At 75.3% G+C, this 15990-nt stretch carries 14 protein-coding genes; 6 read left to right on the top strand and 8 right to left on the bottom strand.

All coding sequences use genetic code 11. From position 1 onward, the window contains the following. The first annotated feature begins 128 nt into the window (after positions 1-128). Positions 129-1214: a DUF5937 family protein gene (locus ACZ37P_RS10800; RefSeq protein ID WP_467346057.1), complete on the top strand. Its 1086-nt coding sequence runs from the start codon at positions 129-131 to the stop codon at positions 1212-1214. Positions 1215-1322: 108 nt separating this feature from the next. On the opposite strand, the gene ACZ37P_RS10795 is transcribed toward ACZ37P_RS10800, so the two are convergent. Next, positions 1323-2324 (bottom strand): threonine/serine dehydratase, encoded by a 1002-nt coding sequence (locus ACZ37P_RS10795; protein WP_467346056.1) that lies wholly within the window; start codon positions 2322-2324, stop codon positions 1323-1325. Between the two features lie 361 nt (positions 2325-2685). On the opposite strand from ACZ37P_RS10795, the gene ACZ37P_RS10790 reads away from it, so the two are divergent. Further along, the gene (locus ACZ37P_RS10790) at positions 2686-3168 is read left to right on the top strand and encodes an NUDIX hydrolase (RefSeq protein ID WP_467346054.1); all 483 of its coding nucleotides are present in this window, start codon (positions 2686-2688) and stop codon (positions 3166-3168) included. Positions 3169-3199: 31 nt separating this feature from the next. Here the strand turns inward: ACZ37P_RS10790 and ACZ37P_RS10785 are convergent, their stop codons facing one another. Both ACZ37P_RS10785 and ACZ37P_RS10780 read right to left on the bottom strand, forming a co-directional pair. After that, positions 3200-4513, bottom strand: a complete 1314-nt coding sequence (locus ACZ37P_RS10785; RefSeq protein WP_467346052.1) for an RNA polymerase sigma factor — start codon at positions 4511-4513, stop codon at positions 3200-3202. Between the two features lie 7 nt (positions 4514-4520). Continuing rightward, positions 4521-4877: a YciI family protein gene (locus ACZ37P_RS10780; RefSeq protein ID WP_391045906.1), complete on the bottom strand. Its 357-nt coding sequence runs from the start codon at positions 4875-4877 to the stop codon at positions 4521-4523. A gap of 203 nt (positions 4878-5080) precedes the next feature. Between ACZ37P_RS10780 and ACZ37P_RS10775 the strand changes: the two genes are divergently transcribed. Further along, complete coding sequence (locus ACZ37P_RS10775; protein WP_391045908.1) at positions 5081-6382, top strand: MFS transporter; 1302 nt, start codon at positions 5081-5083, stop codon at positions 6380-6382. Positions 6383-6440: 58 nt separating this feature from the next. On the opposite strand, the gene ACZ37P_RS10770 is transcribed toward ACZ37P_RS10775, so the two are convergent. The 4 genes from ACZ37P_RS10770 to ACZ37P_RS10755 all read right to left on the bottom strand — a co-directional run bounded on the left by ACZ37P_RS10770 (position 6441) and on the right by ACZ37P_RS10755 (position 9988). After that, positions 6441-7202, bottom strand: a complete 762-nt coding sequence (locus tag ACZ37P_RS10770) for an SDR family oxidoreductase (protein ID WP_391045909.1) — start codon at positions 7200-7202, stop codon at positions 6441-6443. A gap of 115 nt (positions 7203-7317) precedes the next feature. Then, complete coding sequence (locus ACZ37P_RS10765; RefSeq protein WP_467346049.1) at positions 7318-8061, bottom strand: SDR family NAD(P)-dependent oxidoreductase; 744 nt, start codon at positions 8059-8061, stop codon at positions 7318-7320. A 105-nt stretch (positions 8062-8166) separates the two neighbouring features. Next, a complete protein-coding gene (locus ACZ37P_RS10760) occupies positions 8167-9255 on the bottom strand; it encodes a M56 family metallopeptidase (protein ID WP_467346047.1) in 1089 nt (362 codons plus the stop codon). 295 nt (positions 9256-9550) lie between these two features. Further along, positions 9551-9988: a BlaI/MecI/CopY family transcriptional regulator gene (locus ACZ37P_RS10755; protein ID WP_467346046.1), complete on the bottom strand. Its 438-nt coding sequence runs from the start codon at positions 9986-9988 to the stop codon at positions 9551-9553. A gap of 168 nt (positions 9989-10156) precedes the next feature. On the opposite strand from ACZ37P_RS10755, the gene ACZ37P_RS10750 reads away from it, so the two are divergent. The 3 genes from ACZ37P_RS10750 to ACZ37P_RS10740 all read left to right on the top strand — a co-directional run bounded on the left by ACZ37P_RS10750 (position 10157) and on the right by ACZ37P_RS10740 (position 14944). Beyond that, on the top strand, positions 10157-11770 hold the full coding sequence (locus tag ACZ37P_RS10750) for a glycosyltransferase family 2 protein (protein ID WP_467346044.1): 1614 nt from the start codon (positions 10157-10159) through the stop codon (positions 11768-11770). Positions 11771-11885: 115 nt separating this feature from the next. Next, a complete protein-coding gene (locus ACZ37P_RS10745; RefSeq protein ID WP_467346043.1) occupies positions 11886-14582 on the top strand; it encodes a YfhO family protein in 2697 nt (898 codons plus the stop codon). Beyond that, the gene (locus tag ACZ37P_RS10740; RefSeq protein ID WP_467346042.1) at positions 14579-14944 is read left to right on the top strand and encodes a hypothetical protein; all 366 of its coding nucleotides are present in this window, start codon (positions 14579-14581) and stop codon (positions 14942-14944) included. Before ACZ37P_RS10745 ends, ACZ37P_RS10740 begins: the two co-directional genes overlap by 4 nt. Positions 14945-15034: 90 nt before the next feature. On the opposite strand, the gene ACZ37P_RS10735 is transcribed toward ACZ37P_RS10740, so the two are convergent. After that, a complete protein-coding gene (locus ACZ37P_RS10735; RefSeq protein ID WP_467346041.1) occupies positions 15035-15967 on the bottom strand; it encodes an RICIN domain-containing protein in 933 nt (310 codons plus the stop codon). Between the last annotated feature and the right edge of the window lie 23 nt (positions 15968-15990).

Raw genomic sequence — 15990 nt, 5'->3', positions numbered from 1 at the left:
GTGGGTCTTGGTGCGTCTCGCGCACGCCACCCCCCCCCCCCCCCCCCCCCCCCCCCCCCCCCCCCCCCCCCCCCCCCCCCCCCCCCCCCCCCCCGGCCAGGGGCTTTTGCGCTGCTCATAATGGGTGGGTGACCTTGCGGATCGACATCGGCGGCCTGCCGCCCGAGCGGCTGCGGTTCGCCGCCTCCCCGCTGGCGGAGCTGACGGCGATGCTGCACGTCCTGGCGGAACCCGGACACCATCCGCGGCTCGCCGGGTGGGCCGCGGACGTGTGGGCCGCGCTGCGGCCCGAGCTGGCCGAGCGGCTGCGGGAGGCGGAGTTCCTGTGGCGGTCCTCGCGCGCCGACTTCCTGGTGCCCGCCCGGCCCCGGCCGACCCTCGCCGAGGAACTGGACGATGTGGACCGGATCGACGACGCCCGGTACGTGACCGCCGCGCTGGTCACCACCTGCGGCAGCAACCGGATCCACTTCGGCTCCCCGTCGCCGCTCGCCGACGCGACCGCGCGCGAACGGGCCCTGGACCTCGCCCAGGCGCGCGGCGCGTTGCAGGAGGCGTTCGCGGAACGGCTGCTCGCGGACCCGGCCGCCGTGCGGGCGCGGGTGCGCGACACCCTCGAACAGTGCGCCGGGGCGTTCTTCGACGCCGCCTGGGCGGGGGCCGCCGTACGCATCGCCTCCGACCTGCGCCTGAAGCACGACCTGCTCAAGCGGCAGGGTCTCGGTGCGGCGCTCGCCTCGGTCTCCGGCGCGGTCGCCCTGGCGCCGGGCGGTGACCGGATCGTCGTGGACAAGCTCCAGGACAGCGCGACCGCCGCCCGCGACGACGGGGTCACCTTCATCCCGAGCGTCTTCGGCCGCCCGCACCTAGTGGCGGTGCACGCGCCCGGGTGGCGGCCGGTGGTGCAGTACCCGGTGGCCGAGCCGGGCCCGTCCGAGCAGGTGCCGATGGAGACGGTCACGCTCCGGCTGGAGGCGCTCGCGCATCCGGTACGGCTGCGGCTGCTGCGCACCCTCGCGCGCGGCCCGCACACCACCGTCGAACTGGCCCACGCCTGGGAGCTGTCGCCCCCCGAGGTCTCCCGCCACCTCGCCGTCCTGCGCCGCGCGGGCCTGCTCACGAGCCAACGCCACGGCCGTTACGTCCGGTACACCCTCAACGCACCCGATCTGACGTCGCTCGGCTCCGATCTGCTGGCGGCCGTCCTGCGCTGAGCGGCACCGCTCGGCGCTTGCGGCCGTCCTGCGCTGAGCGGCGCCGCTCGGAACGCCCCGCCGCTCGGAACGCCCCGCCGCAGCGGGACGCCCTCGAACGGCCGCGGCTCAGCCTTCCGCGCGGGACACCAGATCGCCGGGGTCGGTGTTGGCCCCGCACAGCAGGACCGCCACCTTCTCGCCGGGGCGCGGCTCGTACGGCCGCCCCCCGCCGTCCTCTCCCCCGGTCGGCAGCAGCGGCGCGAAGGCGGTGGCCCCGCCCACCTCGGTGACGATCCTCAGCTCGTCCCAGAGCGTCTGGCGGGCGGCGATGATGGCCCGGTCGGGCACCAGGACGGACCGCGCGTTGTCCTGACGGCCCGCGTGGACCGCCATCTCGGTGGCGCGGCGCGCGCCGAGCGAGTCGCCCGCGACGGAGTCCACGGTCACGTCGACCGGGTGGCCGGCCTCGACGGCCGCGTGCAGCGTACGGGCGTTCTCCGGCTCCACGGCGACGGCGCGGATGCCGTGCTCGCGCGCGGCGGTGGCGACCCCGGCGAACAGTCCGCCGCCGCCGACCGCCACAAGGACGGTGTCCAGGCCGGGAATCGCGGTACGGATCTCGTCCAGTACGGTGCCCGCCCCCGCAGCGATGTACGGGTGGTCGTAGGCGTGGCTGCCCAGCGCGCCCGCGGTGGCGGTGAACTCCTCGCAGGCGGCGAGCGCTTCGGCGTACTCCTTGCCCACCAGGCGTACGTCCGCGCCGTACGCCCGCAGGCGCGCGACCTTCACCGCGGGGGCCGTCTCGGGCACGAAGACGGTGGCGGGGACGCCGAGCGCCTTGGCCGCCCACGCGCAGGCGAGCCCGGCGTTGCCGCCGGACGCGATGGTGACGCCCGCGGCCGGGAGGGTGCCGGCGGCGCTGTGCGCGAGCAGGAAATTCCGCGCGCCGCGCGCTTTGAAGGAGCCCGTGAACTGGAGGTATTCCAGGGCGAACCACAGCTCGTAGGGCTTGCCGCCCCGGCCGCCGCCGACGAGGCCGGGGTCGGCCCTGGTGACGGCCACCGGCCTGATGTGGCCGTCGATGCGGTCGGCCGCCTGCCGGATGTCGTCATAGTCGAGGTGGCGCACGCGCTGCTCCGGGGGTTCGGGGGACGGTTGAAGGGCTTCAGGTCAGGTGCTTCAGGTGAAGCGCTTCAGGTCACGGCTGGGGGTCAGAGGCTTGAGGTCAGGGCCGCTCTTCGCGGTCCGATCATCGTGCCACGCGCCCGATCGGCGCCCCGCGCCGCCCAGGACGCCTGGTGGCACCCGGTCGACGTCGCCATGGAGATCCCCCCGCCGCGCGGACGGCGACGGCTGCGGCCAAAGCGGCGCCGTGCGAGGGTGCCGACCGGGGCGCGGGGGGACGCGGCCCTGCGCGGGCCCGGTCCGGCAGGCGTCTGTCTGGTGTGCCTCTCCCGTAAACCTCGGCCGGGAGGCCAGACTTGGCGGTGTGGTGAACAAGCGCAGCGCCGGGGTCCTGCTCTTCCGCGAGGTCGGCGGCGCGGACCGGGACGGCGGGATCGAGGTCCTTCTCGGGCACATGGGCGGGCCCTTCTGGGCCCGGCGCGACGCGGGCGCGTGGTCGATCGTCAAGGGCGAGTACGAGCCGGACGAAGCCGCGGTGGACGCCGCCCGGCGCGAGTTCCGGGAGGAGGTCGGCCTGCCGCTGCCCGACGGCGAACTCCTCCCGCTCGGCGAGACCGAGCAGTCCGGCGGCAAGGTCGTCACGGCCTGGGCGCTGCACGCCGACTTCGACCCGGCCCTCGCCGTGCCCGGCACCTTCACGATGGAGTGGCCGAAGGGGTCGGGCCGCCTCCAGGAGTTCCCGGAGATCGACCGGGTGGCCTGGCTCGGTCTGCCGCAGGCCCACGAGAAGATCGTGGAGGGGCAGCGCGTCTTCCTCGACCGCCTGGCCGCGCTGCGCGCCGGTTGACGAGGGGCATACGGGACCGCCACCACCGGCCCTACGGCGTCGGCCCGTCGAGCGACCGCCGCCTGCCGCGCAGAAAGGCCCGCTCGGCCGCGTTGTCGGTCCGCCCGAGCGCCGCGTCGTAGGCCGCCGCGGCCTCCCGCGTACGGCCCAGGCGGCGCAACAGGTCGGCGCGGACGGCGTGCAGGACGTGGTAGCCGTCCAGGTCGAGGCGGTCGACGAGGGCGAGCGCCGCCGCCGGTCCCTGGACCTCGGCCACCGCGACCGCGCGGTTGAGGGCGACGACCGGGCCGGGGGCGACGGCGAGCAACTGGTCGTACAGCGTCACGATCTGCGGCCAGTCCGTGGCCGCCGCCGTCGGCGCGTCGCAGTGCACGGCGTTGATCGCCGCCTGGATCTGGTACGGACCCGGCTGCCCCCGCCGCAGGCACTGCCGTACGAGATCCTGGCCCTCCGCGATCAGGGCGCGGTCCCACCGGCTCCGGTCCTGGTCGGCGAGGAGGACGAGGCCGCCGTCCCCGGCGGTGCGCGCCGCCTCCCGCGACCGGGTGAGCAGCATCAGCGCCAGCAGGCCGGGCACTTCGGGCTCGTCGGGCATCAGCGCGTGCAGCAGGCGGCCGAGCCGTACCGCCTCGGCGCACAGGTCGGCGCGGACCAGCCGGTCGCCCGAACCGGCCGTGTGGCCCTCGTTGAAGATCAGATAGACGACGGCGAGCACCGCGCGGAGCCGGTCGGGCAGGTCGGCGTCGGACGGGACGCGGTACGGGATGCGCGCGTCGCGGATCTTGCCCTTGGCCCGCACCAGCCGCTGCGCCATGGTCGGCTCGGGCACCAGGAAGGCCCGCGCGATCTCGGCCGTGGTCAGCCCGCCGAGCAGCCGCAGCGTCAGGGCGGTCCTGGCCGCCGGCGAGAGGGCCGGGTGGCAGCAGGTGAAGATCAGCCGCAGCCGGTCGTCGTGCACGGGGCCCTCCTCTCGCGCCGGTTCCCGGTCGGCCCGCAGCAGCGCGGCCTGGGCCTGGTGGTCCGCGCGGGAGGACTCGCGGCGCAGCCGGTCGATCGCGCGGTTGCGCGCCGTGGTGATGATCCAGCCCGCCGGGCTCGGCGGCACCCCGTCGGCCGGCCAGCGCCGTACCGCCGTGGTGAACGCGTCCTGGACCGCCTCCTCGGCGACGTCGATGTCGCCGAAGGAGCGGACGAGGACGGCGACAGCGCGGCCGTACTGCTCGCGGAAGACGCGGGCGGCCTCCGGCTCGGGTGCCGCCCCCTTTCCCGGCCCGTACGCCGCCCGTGGCTCCGGCCCCGGCTCCGGCCCCTCGTACGGCGGCCGTCGCTCCGGCTCGCGCGTCATGCCGACGTCACTCGGACGGCCCGTACCGGAGGGGCCTGACCTCGATCGGGAGGGTCGTCGCGCGGGCGAGCGCGCGGCCCCACGCGAGGGCGGCGTCCAGGTCGGGCGCCTCGACGATCGTGAAGCCGCCGAGGTGCTCCTTGCCCTCGACGTACGGGCCGTCCGTGGTCAGGATGTCGTCGCCCTTGTGCCGCAGCACGGTGGCCGTGCCCGCGGGGAACAGGCCCGCGGCGAAGACCCAGGCCCCGGCGGCCTTCATCTCGGCGTTGAGCGTGTCGAGGTCGCGCCGGATCGGGGCGAGGAATTCGGCGGACGGCGGCTCGTCGGTGTCGGGCTGGTAGACGCTGAGCAGATACTGCGGCATGGGGTGCCTCCCGGGTCCGTACCGGGCTCCTGCCCGGCTCCTGCGGCCGGTGCGCCGACCGGCTCTCACTGTCCATACGAACGGGTCGGGCCCGGATCGACATCTCGGCTGTTGTTGAATGGTGGACGGCCCGCCGCCGACCGAGGGCGTGCCCGGTGAGGTCCGGCCCGAGGTGAGGCAATCAACAGGTGAGTGCGCGTCCCGTGTCCCTGAGGAGTCTGATACCGGCGGTCTTCCTGCCGGTCCTGATCTTCGAGACGGGCATGGGCGCCCTCGCTCCGGTGCTCGCGCTCAGCGGCAGAGCGCTCGGCGCGAGCGTCGGGAGCGCCGGGCTGGTGCTGGCGCTGCTCGGCGTCGGGCAGATCCTCGGCGACGTGCCGGCCGGCGCGCTGGCGGCGCGGCTCGGCGACCGCAAGGCGATGCTGGTCGCCTCCGGGGTCACGGCGGTGACGCTGTCCGGCTGCGCGCTGGCCCGCAGCGTGTGGCAGCTCGCGGTGGCGGTGACCGTCACCGGCGCCTCCAACGCCGTCTTCATCCTGGCCAGACAGTCGTATCTCACCGAGGTCGTGCCCACCGGGCTGCGCGCGCGGGCGATGTCCACACTCGGCGGTATGTCGCGCGTCGGCGCCTTCGTCGGGCCGTTCCTCGGCGCGGCCGTGCTCACCAGGTTCCCGGTGCACGACATCTACTGGCTGGCGCTGCTGTGCACGGCGGTGACGGTCGTGGTGCTGCTGACCGTGCGCGACGTCGCGGACCCGGCGGCGGGGGCCGTGCGGGAGACCGCCTCGGTACGGTCGGTGCTGCGCGGCCACCGCCGGGTCTTCCTGACGCTGGGCCTGGCCGTCCTGCTGGTGGCCTCGGTCCGCGCGACCCGGCAGACGGTGCTGCCGCTGTGGGCCGACCATCTGGGTCTGAGCCCTTCGTCCACCAGTGTGGTCTTCGGGATCGCGGGGCTGGTCGACACCCTGACCTTCTATCCGTCGGGGCAGGTGATGGACCGGGCGGGCCGGCTGTGGATCGCCGTGCCGTCCATGGTGGTGCTGGGCTGCGCGCAGGCCGCGCTGCCGCTGACCCACAGCCTGGCGTCGCTGACCGTCGTCGCCATGCTGATGGGCTTCGGCAACGGGATCGGCAGCGGCATCCTCATGACCCTCGGCGCCGATGTCGCGCCGCCGCGCGCCCGCTCGCAGTTCCTCGGTGTGTGGCGGCTGTGCGCGGACTCCGGCGCGGCGGGCGGTCCGCTGGTCGTCTCGGCCGCCGCCGCCCTCGGCAGCCTCGCGGCCGGGATCGCCCTCATGGGCGCGGTCGGCCTCGCGGCGGCGGGCGCGCTGCTGCGCTGGGTGCCGCGCTATTCGGCCTACGCGACGACCGGTACCCGCCGGTCGAGCACACGGGTCGCGGGCGGCGCGGCCCCCGCCCCCGTACCCGAGCCGCGCCCGCCGGGGGACGCGTCCGGGCAGCCGGAGCATCCGGTCCGGGGCAGGGGCGAACCTCCGCGTACGTGAGGGCCGCCCCCTCGTACGCGGAGCGGACGGCGGCCCGCGGTGTGCCCACGTACCTTGGTCAGACCGCCCGTTCGGCCAGGAACGCCTCCCAGGTGCGCTCGCCGACGGTGGCGCCCTCAGTCGTCAGATTCTCCCCGTCCCGGTACACGCGCCCGGCCTTGCCCGGCATCGGGACCGGCATGATCGGGCGGCGCTTGCCGACCGCCTGGAGGTAGCCGCGGGCCGCCTCGGCCAGCGTGTAGACGGTGGGACCCACCATGTCGGGGACCCGCCCCGCGGGCTCGGCGAGGGCCAACTCCACCATGCGGGCGGCGACTTCGCGTGAGTCGACCGGCTGGAGCCGCATCACGCCGGGGATCGGCAGCACCGGCAGCTTGGCCATCTTCCCGATCACGGTGAAGGCGAACTCGTGGAACTGCGCGGCGCGCAGCGTCGTCCACGGCAGCCCGGACTCGGCCACCATCCGCTCGGCGGCCAGTTTCACCTTGAAGTAGCCGAGCGGGACCTTGTCCGCCGCGACGACCGAGATGTAGACGAAGTGCCGTACGCCCGCGGCCGACGCGGCGGTCAGCAGGGCGCGGGTGGACTTGTCGTCGCTCTTCGCGTCGCCCGCGAGGTGCAGGACGGTCTCGATGCCGTCCACCGCCGCGTCGATTCCCTCGCCCGTGAGCAGGTCGCCGGTGACGTACTCGACGCCGTCGCCGGACGCGTGGGCCGTACGGCTCAGCACCCGGGGTTTGGTGCCCGCCTCCGGCAGGAGCGGGATTACGTGCCGCCCGAGGGTGCCCGTACCGCCGGTGACCAGGATGGATGCTGTCATGACGTCTTCTCCGTGTTCGTCTGGCGAGTCGTCCGGCGGTCTCGTTCGGAGCCGGAATCCGATGGTCTGTCGCGGGGCCACCGTGGGGACACGGCGGGGAGACCGCAGGTCCCCACTAGCTGAGGCCGCCGTCCGCGCGGAGATTCTGGCCGGTGAGCCAGCGGGCGGCGGGGCCGGCGAGGAAGGCGACGACGTCCGCGATGTCGGCGGGGCGGCCCAGGCGGCCGAGCGGGGTGAGGTCGATGAGCGGCTGGAAGTCCGCACCCGGGTTGGCCTCGCGCAGGAGGTCGGTGTCGGTGGCGCCGGGCGAGACCGTGTTGACGGTGATGCCGCGCGCGCCGAGCTCGCGGGAGGCCACGCGGGTCAGTTGCTCGATCGCGCCCTTGCTGGCCGCGTAGGGCGCGTTCCCGGGCGCCGGGCGGAGCGTGTTGAGGGTGGAGATGTTGATGACACGGCCGTCGTCGCGCAGGTGCCTGGCCGCGTAACGCATGGTCAGGAACGTGGACTTGGCGTTGCCCGCCATCACGCGGTCGTACATCTCCTCGTCGGTGTCGGCCAGGGGCACGGGGGTGATGCTCAGCGCGGCGTTGTTGACCAGGATGTCCAGGCCGCCGAGGTGACGGTCGGCGGTGGCCATCAGCCGCTCGGCGGCGCCGGGTTCCACGAGGTCGGCCCGGAGCGCCCGCGCGGTCCCGCCCGCCTCCTCGACGGTGCGTACGACATCGGCCGCGGCCTCGGCGTCGCGCGCGTAGCCGAACACGACGTCCGCGCCGTCGCGTGCGAGCCGTTCCACGATCGCCCGGCCGATGCCCCGCGAACCGCCGGTGACCACAGCGGTCTTGCCCTTGAGCACGGTCATGCAGCCCTCCCCCGGCGGCCGTTGCGGCCGCGGTCTCCGCCCCAGAACCTACGCCGGTCCGTACCGGCGCGGAACAGGGCGCGCCAAGGGCGGTGCGAGCCGCGCTCACCCCGGGAGGCGGTCGCCGCCCGTGTCGCGGTCGGCCCGGTCCCGTGCGAGGGCGGGCACCAGCGACGAGTGGAGGTGGCGGGTGACCCGGCCCGGTGCGGGGGTGTGCGCGCGGTGGGGCGCGGGGACGCGCGCGTGCACATGGACGTGGTCGCGCACGGTGGCGGGCGGCGGCTGGGCCGCGCGGTCGAAGAGGTGCTCGCCGGTGCGTTCGACGGCGACGGTGGCGACCGTACTGGCGACCAGCAGCGCGGCCAGTGTCGTGAGGGCCAGCGGACGGCGGCGCGGCGGGCGGCCGAGCAGGGCGTGCACCCGCGCGGGGACGTCGCTGCCGGTGGCCGCCGCGACGGGCGCGGCTCCGGCGGCCGGGTGCGGCGCGTCGTGCTGGAGCAGCGCCGCGCGGGCGATGGTCCTGGCGACGAGCTGCCGGTCGCCGACGCTGCGGGCGGCGTCCTCGTCCGCCCAGCGCTCGACGGCCTGACCGGCCGCCTTGGCGGTACGGCGCAGCAACGGGTTGACGCCCGCGGCCAGTTCGGCGGCGAGGATCCACCAGACGTGCCGGTGGTTGAGGTGGGAGTGCTCGTGGGCGAGGACGACCTGCCGCTCCTGCGGGGTGAGCGCCCTGAGCAGGCCGGTGGTGATGACGATGCGCGCGGCGGGGGCGGGGGTGGTGAAGGCGTCGGGCCACGCGTTGTCGACGACGAGCACGGGGTCGGCGGTGCGGGGGCCGCGGGCGATCCGGTAGACGGCGGCCAGCGCGCGCAGTCGGCGGACGACGGTGAGCGAGGCGTGCGCGACGGCCGCGGCCAGCAGGACGAGGCTGGCCGCGGCCAGCGGGTCGGGCACGGGGTCGAGGGCGTCGAGGCGCTTGGGCGACCACGGTCCGAGCGCGGCGATCGCGGGCACCTGTCCGAGCCAGGTGAAGCCCAGCTCACCGAGGACGAACAGGGTCGAGGCGGCCACCGCGAGCGCGGCGGGCACGAGCAGCCGGGTGGCCGTGGCGGGCGGCAGCAGCTTTCCGAGCCGGGGCGCGGTGAGCGCGAACAGCAGGCAGACGAGGGTAGTCGCGCAGACGGCTCCGGTCACGCCGCCTCCCCGGTGTCGGCCGCCCGCCGCCGGTCCGGGGGTGCCGGACGGCGCGACGCGGTCGAGCAGGTCGGGTCCGGGGGCGGCGATCCGCGCGACGCGGTCGAGTCGGTCGGGTCCGGGGACGCCGATCCGGGCACGGCGGTCGGGTCTTGAGGCGTCGGCCCGCGCACAGCGGTCGGGTCCGGGGACGCCGAACGGCGTGACGCGGTCGGGTCCCTGGGCATCGGCCCGCGCACGGCGGTCGCGCCCGTCGCGTGCCGCCCGTTCGTCGCGTCCACCGCTGTCAGCACCTTCACCGCTCTCCGTCCGGCTCCGGTCCGTCAGACGGATCGGCCGCGCCGTCGGTTGCCTCGCCGTCCCGGCGACTTTCGGGGCCCGGCGGGTCGAGGAGGCTGCGCAGGAGGTGTTCGTCGGCGGCCTTGAGCGTGCCGACGAAGCGGACCAGCACACCGGCGCGGTCGTCGTCGGCGTCGAGCAGTCGCTGCATGCGCTGCGCGGTGACCTCGGCCGGGTGCGCGGGCGCGGTGTACGCGTAGCCGCGGCCCTCCTGCCGCCGGGTGACCTCGCCCTTGGCGTGCAGCCGGGTGAGCACCGTCATCACCGTCGTGTAGGCCAGCTCCCCGCCGAGCGCGTCGCGGACCTGCGCGGGGGTCATCGGTCCTGTGCCCGCGGCGAGCACGGCCTGGATGTCGCGTGCCAGACTGCCGCGGCTCCGGCGCTGAGGGGCCATCGGTGATCTCGTCTCCCCTTATTACGCTACTACAAGGTCTGTAGTAGCTTCCGGTTCCGGGTGGTTACTACAAGGAGTGTAGTAACCACCGGCATCACGGCGTCCCGGAGCACCGGGCCGCCGACCGGGAGAGGGCCGACAGGGAGTGGCCGCCATGGACGGTTCGCCATGCGGATGACAGGGCCGGGCGTGTGCGTCGTCGTCATCGCCCGCGACGACGCGGAAACCGTCGGCGCCGCCGTACGGTCCGCGCTCGCGCAGGGCCTGGCCGTCACCGAGGTCGTCGCGGTGGACGACGCCTCCCGCGACCGGACGCCCGACGTCCTGGACGCGCTGGCCGCCCGCGAGCCCCGACTGCGCGTCGTGCACCGCGCCGAGAACAGCGGCGGTCGCGGCACGCCCCGCAACGACGGCGTCGCGGTCGCCACCGCCGAGTACGTGATGTTCCTCGACAGCGACGGCGTGCTGCCGGACGGCGCCGTACGCGCGCTGCTGACCGCCGCGGAGACCCACGGCACGCCGGTCACCGTCGGCGTCGCCGTCCGCCGCGAACTGCCCGGCGGCCGTGAGGTGCGCTGGCAGCCCGCGCTCTACCGCGAGGCCGCCGTCCTCGCGTCCCCCGAGGACCATCCGGAGCTCCTGCGCGACACCCTGTGCGTCAACAAGCTCTACCGGCGCGCCTTCCTCGACCGGCACCGGCTCCGCTGCCCCGAAGGCACCTTCGCCTACGAGGACTTCGTCTTCACCGCCCGCGTGCTGGCGGCGGGACCGCCGATCGCCGTCGTGCCCGACACCGTCTGCGTCCGGCGGGCGCGCCGCGAGGCCGGGGAGCCGGTCGCGCCCGCCCGCCGGGACATCGGCGACTGGGCCGCCCGCGTCGCCGCCCACCGCCAGGCCGTCGACGTCTTCACCGCCGCCCGCCGCCCCCTGCTCGCCGCCGCCTGCCGCACCAAATTCCTCGACGACGACCTGTGCCTGTACGTCCGCGAACTGCCCGGCCGCGACCCCGCGTACCAGCGCGCGTGGTGGAGACTGGCCCGCGCCTACCTGGCCTCCTTCACCGACGCCGAGCGGGCCGCGGCGGCGGCCCCCGCCCGCTGGATCGCCGCGGTGGTGCTGGCCGGTGACGCCCCGCGCGACCTGGCCCGGCTCGCGCAGCTCGCGGCGGACCCGGCCAGACTGGCCCCGCCGTACGCGCGGACGTCGGCCGGTCCCGTCTGGTCGGACGGCCTGCGCGACGTCAGGCTCGACGGGCTCGGCCAACTCCCGCTCGACGCACTGCCGTTGACGGTGGACGGCACGCTGTTCACCGGCCGTCACGGGCGACTGCGGCTGCGAATCCGCGATCTGTACGGCCGCCTCGCCGCGGTCGGCGGCCCGGTCTCCGTGGAGGTCGACGTCATCGCGCGGGACGGCGCGGAACCCGCCGTCACCACCACGGCCACGGCGTACGACGAGTGCGGTCGCTGGCGCGCCAGCGTCCCGCTCGACGTGGGCCGGCTCGCCGCCGCGGGCTGTCGCGGCACCCAGACCTGGGACGTACGGGTGCGGCTGCGGTACGCCGACGGCACGGTGACGGCCCCGCTCGCGCCGCGCGCCCAGGACTCGGGGCTGCGGCGCACGGTCACCCCCTGCGGGCGGTACGGCGTCGCGCTGATCCAGGCGTACCGGACGGCGGGCGGTTCGCTGGCACTGCGCCTGGCACCCGGCGCGCGCGGGGCCTTCGACGTGGCCCTGAGACGGCTGCGGAGCCGGTCGCGTACGACGGCGTCCGCGGTATGAACCCCGGCGGTCGGCGCCGGAGGACGACGGAGCGACGAGATGCCGAAAACTACTACAGAGAACGTAGTAGGATGCGCCGGGAGACGATCTGAGGCATACGAGCAAGCGGGACACGGTGCTGACCTCCTCCTCCGCGGCCATCGACACACCCCCAGCGGCGCCGCCCGCCGGTCCGCCGCGCCGCCCGGCGCTCCGGGCCGCCGCGACACCGCTGGCGGCGCTGCTCGCGGCGGCCGTCTCCATGGGTGCCTACTGCCTGGCGCTGGCCGTGCACGGGACGTACCCGTTCGGACCGAGATCGCGGGCCGTCAACGACCTCGGCAACCAATTCGTGCCGTACCACGCCCACTTGTGGGACCTGATGCACGGCCGCGCCACCGGCGACCTAATCGTCAACTGGGGCAGCGGATACGGCGTCCCCTTCCTCGCCGACTTCTTCACCTATCTGATGAACCCGTTCTCCTGGCTGGTCGGGCTCTTCCCGCGCGACGCCGTCAACGCGGCCGTCTTCACGGCCACGGTGCTGAGCATCGGACTCGGCGCGGCCCTGATGACGGTCTACCTCGGCAGGCTGCGGCCGGGCTCGCCGTGGCTGCGCGCGCTGCTCGCGGTCGGCTACGCGGTGAGCACCTGGACGGTCTCGGACGGCTTCGGCGACCCCATGTGGATGTGGGGCCTGTCGTCCTTCCCGCTGCTCGGCATCGCCTACGACTGGTGTCTGCACAACCGCCGTTGGGTGCCCGCGACGCTGGTGATCACCCTGTGCTGGGCGGCGAACTTCTACACCGCGGCCATGGCGACCCTCGGCATGGGTCTGGTCCTCGGCGCCCGCCTGCTGCTCGACTCCCGTCCGGTGCGGGACCGTTGGCGCGCACTGCTGCGCGCCGCGGCGGCGACCGCGACCGGCCTGCTGCTGGCCGCGCCCGTGCTGACGGTGAGTTACACCGCCAGCAAGGCGTCCCAGCCCGCCGAGCCCCAGGACTACACGCCGCCCGCCGCCCTCGACTACCTCGCGCACCTGCTGCCCGGCGGCCTCTACCCGTCCGCCCCGCGGATCTCCGTCGGACTGCTGCCGCTGCTGCTCGTGCTCGCCTTCCCCTTCATGCGGCGGGTGCCTGGCAGGGAACGCGCGGTCTGGACCGGGCTGCTGGTCCTGGTGGCCCTGTCGTACGTCTGGAAGCCGACGGTCCTGCTGTGGCACGGCCTGGCCATGCCCAACGGCAGCCCCTACCGCGCCGCCATCGCGCTGACGTCCATGCTGGTGGCGGTCGCCTGGCTGGCGCTCTCCCGCAGGCCACGCCCACGTGAACTGCTCGCGGGCGGGGCCGCGTTGGCGGTCCTGCTCGCCGTGGTGAGCGGCGGCCACTACTTCACGCGCGGCGAGTGGATCCTGATCCTCGCCGACAGCGCCCTCGTCCTCGGCCTTCTGCTGCTGCTCGCCCGCCACCGGACCGACCGCCGGGTACGTATCGGCGTGTTCGCCGCGCTGACCTGCTCGGTCTTCCTCGCCACCGCCTACAGCGTCTTCTCCGTCAGCGTGATCAGGGACGACAACCCCCGGTGGACGCCGAGGGAGACGATCAGCGCCGCGTCGCTCACCGCGCACGCGGCGGTCGGCGCGCGGGACGACTGGCCCGCGACCCGCACCGACCCCGGTCCGCACCAGTACACCGCCAACGACCCGCTGCTGCTCGGCGGTGAGGGCGGCTCGTACTACAGCAGCTATCTGCCCGCGCGGACCGCGGCCACCCTCCAGGCCCTCGGCTCCGCCTGGACCATGAGGGGCCGTCACATCTACGGCCTCGACGACCCGGTGGGCCGGGCGATCATGGGAGTGAGCAGTTCCCTCGGCATTGTGCCCGGCGCGCCGAGCGCCGTCGCCCAGCACACCGCGCCCGCTCCCCCGATCGTCACCCTCAGGCCCGGCGCGGCCTTCGACGGCGCCGTCCGCGACACCTCGGTCTTCGCCCGGCAGCAGCGCGTGCTCGGCGCCCGGGTCTACGGCGTGCCGCTGCTCGCCCCCGCCTCCGGGCCACGGCCCGTCCCCGAGCCGAACGGCACCTGGCGGCTGCCGGGCAACGCCAAGGGCGCGGCCTGGACGTCGTTCACCGCGACCTGCGCGCCGGGCACCCTCGCGTATCTGTACGCGCCTTGGTTCTCCGGCCCGGTCCGTGCGAACGGCGCCGAGTACCGGGCGGTCGGCGTCCACGACCTGGCCGCCAACGGGATCATGCCGCTCGGCGCCGTGCCCGCGAGCGGCCGGATCCGGCTGGCGCTGGGCACCACCACCGCCCAGGACATCCCGCGGTTCCCGGTCGGCTGCCTCGACCAGGACGTGCTGCGGCGCGCGGTCACGAAGCTGCGGGCCACCGGCCCGGCCGAGGTCACGGCGGGCGGCCACACGATCACGGCCGCCTTCCGTCGGGGCGGCCACGGCACCGCGGTCCTCGCCGTGCCCGCCGTGACCGGCTGGCGCTGTTCGGTCGACGGCGGCGCGTCGACGGCCCCCCGCACCCTCGGCGGCCTCATCGCCGTGGATCTGGGCGGCGGTTCGCGGGTCTCCTGCTCGTTCCGCACACCCGGTCTGAACGCCGGGCTCCCGGCCTCCGGCCTCGCCCTGGCCGTGCTGCTCGCGGTCGGCGTCGGCGGCCGGTTCCGCGACCGCTCGGGGCGCGACGGCTCCTCGGGTACCGCCGGACGCGCCCTCGCGCGACGGCTCTTCCCCCAACGCCTCATGCGCGACGGGCTCTTGGCCGGGTCCGCGCTCCGCGGACCCGCCCTCGGTCTCCGTCGCCTCGGGAGGCGCGCATGACGAAGCTCTCGGTCGTCGTGCCCTGTTACGACGAGGAGGCGGTCATCGACCGCTTCGACGCGCGGACCCGTGCCGGGCTCGGCGGGCTCTCCGCGGCCGGGGTCACGGCGGACGCGCTGGTCACCGGGGTCGACGCGCCCGGTTGTGTCACCCTGGTCGCCATCATCGTGGGCCTGGGCGGCGTCCAGATGGTGATGCTCGGCCTGATCGGCGAGTACATCGGCCGGATCTCCTACGAGACCAAGCGCCGCCCGCACTTCCTGGTCAAGGAGGCCCACCATCCGTCGTCGCAGGCGCCGGAACCGCTGGACGCCCTCCGGCACCGGCGGCAGCGGGAGCTCCGGCACGGCAGGGTGATCTAACGGTGTATCACCCTGTCGCGCCGCGGCCGCCGCTGCCGCAGCGCCGACACCGCACGCCCGCACGGGACCGGAGTTCGGGGCCGTCGACCGTCAACCCTTGCGTTTCCACGCCTGGTTGCTGCCGCCGTTGCACGGGTGGAGCTTGATCGGAGTGCCGTCGGAGGTCGCGGCCATCCATACGTCGACGCACAGGCCCGACTGGTCGCCGCGGATCACGCCGCCGCTCAGCGTGAACTGCTGCGCCGGATTGCCGCTGCAATAGGCGATCTGGACGATCGTCCCGTCGTCCGTGCTGCCCCAAGCGGCGTCCATGCACAGGCCCTTGCTGCGGATCGTGCCGTCGGAGGCGAAGGTCCACTGCTCGTTGACGTTGCCGTTGCAGGTCCACAGTTGCAGGTGGGTGCCGTCCGAACCGGCCGAGGCGTTCAGGCACTTGCCCGACCCGCCGCTGACCAGGAAGTCGCCGACCCTGGCCGGAGCGGGCGGCGCGGCGGCCTTGGTCGCCTTCGCCGGCGGCTTGGCGGTCTGCCTGGTCGCCGGGCTCGTGGCCTTCTTCGTGGCCCGGGTGCGCGGGGCTCCGCCCCCTGATCCGGCCGAGCCCCCCGAACCGCCGGAACCGCTGGAGTTCCCGGCGGGCGGGGCGGCGGCGTGCTTGGCCGCGGGCGGCCTGGTCGTCGGCGGCGGGCTCGTCGTGGTCACCGCCGCCTCGGGGGTGGTGGCGGTGCTCGACGGCGTCGCGCTCGGCGACTGGGTCCGCGCGGCGGCGACCACCGTGTCCGACGTACGGCCGCCGTCCCCGCCGTTGTCGCCGCCGAGAGCGCCGAGCAGCGGGACGACGAGCACGCAGACGGCCGTCACCGCCGCCGCGCCGCCGATCGTGCCCCACACGCGCACGCCGGGCACCAGGCCGCGGCGGGGCACGGAGGCGTGCTCGGCGAAGGTGGCGGAGAAGTCCGAGGCGGCGGGCGGCGGCGCGGACGCGGGCTTGTCCAGGGCGGGCGGCGGGAGGTCGGGCGTCGGCACGGGGGGTCTCCGGGGGGATGTCG

This window comes from Streptomyces sp. NPDC024632 (assembly GCF_055559175.1).
The sequence above is the reverse complement of the archived record's forward strand: the minus strand, read 5'-3'. Positions and strand labels throughout refer to the sequence as shown.

Coding starts and splice junctions, on each gene's coding strand:
- ACZ37P_RS10785 (WP_467346052.1), bottom strand. CDS start 4,513: ATGACGCGCGAGCCGGAGCGACGGCCGCCGTACGAGGGGCCGGAGCCG.
- ACZ37P_RS10780 (WP_391045906.1), bottom strand. CDS start 4,877: ATGCCGCAGTATCTGCTCAGCGTCTACCAGCCCGACACCGACGAGCCG.
- ACZ37P_RS10770 (WP_391045909.1), bottom strand. CDS start 7,202: ATGACAGCATCCATCCTGGTCACCGGCGGTACGGGCACCCTCGGGCGG.
- ACZ37P_RS10765 (WP_467346049.1), bottom strand. CDS start 8,061: ATGACCGTGCTCAAGGGCAAGACCGCTGTGGTCACCGGCGGTTCGCGG.
- ACZ37P_RS10755 (WP_467346046.1), bottom strand. CDS start 9,988: ATGGCCCCTCAGCGCCGGAGCCGCGGCAGTCTGGCACGCGACATCCAG.
- ACZ37P_RS10750 (WP_467346044.1), top strand. CDS start 10,157: ATGCGGATGACAGGGCCGGGCGTGTGCGTCGTCGTCATCGCCCGCGAC.
- ACZ37P_RS10740 (WP_467346042.1), top strand. CDS start 14,579: ATGACGAAGCTCTCGGTCGTCGTGCCCTGTTACGACGAGGAGGCGGTC.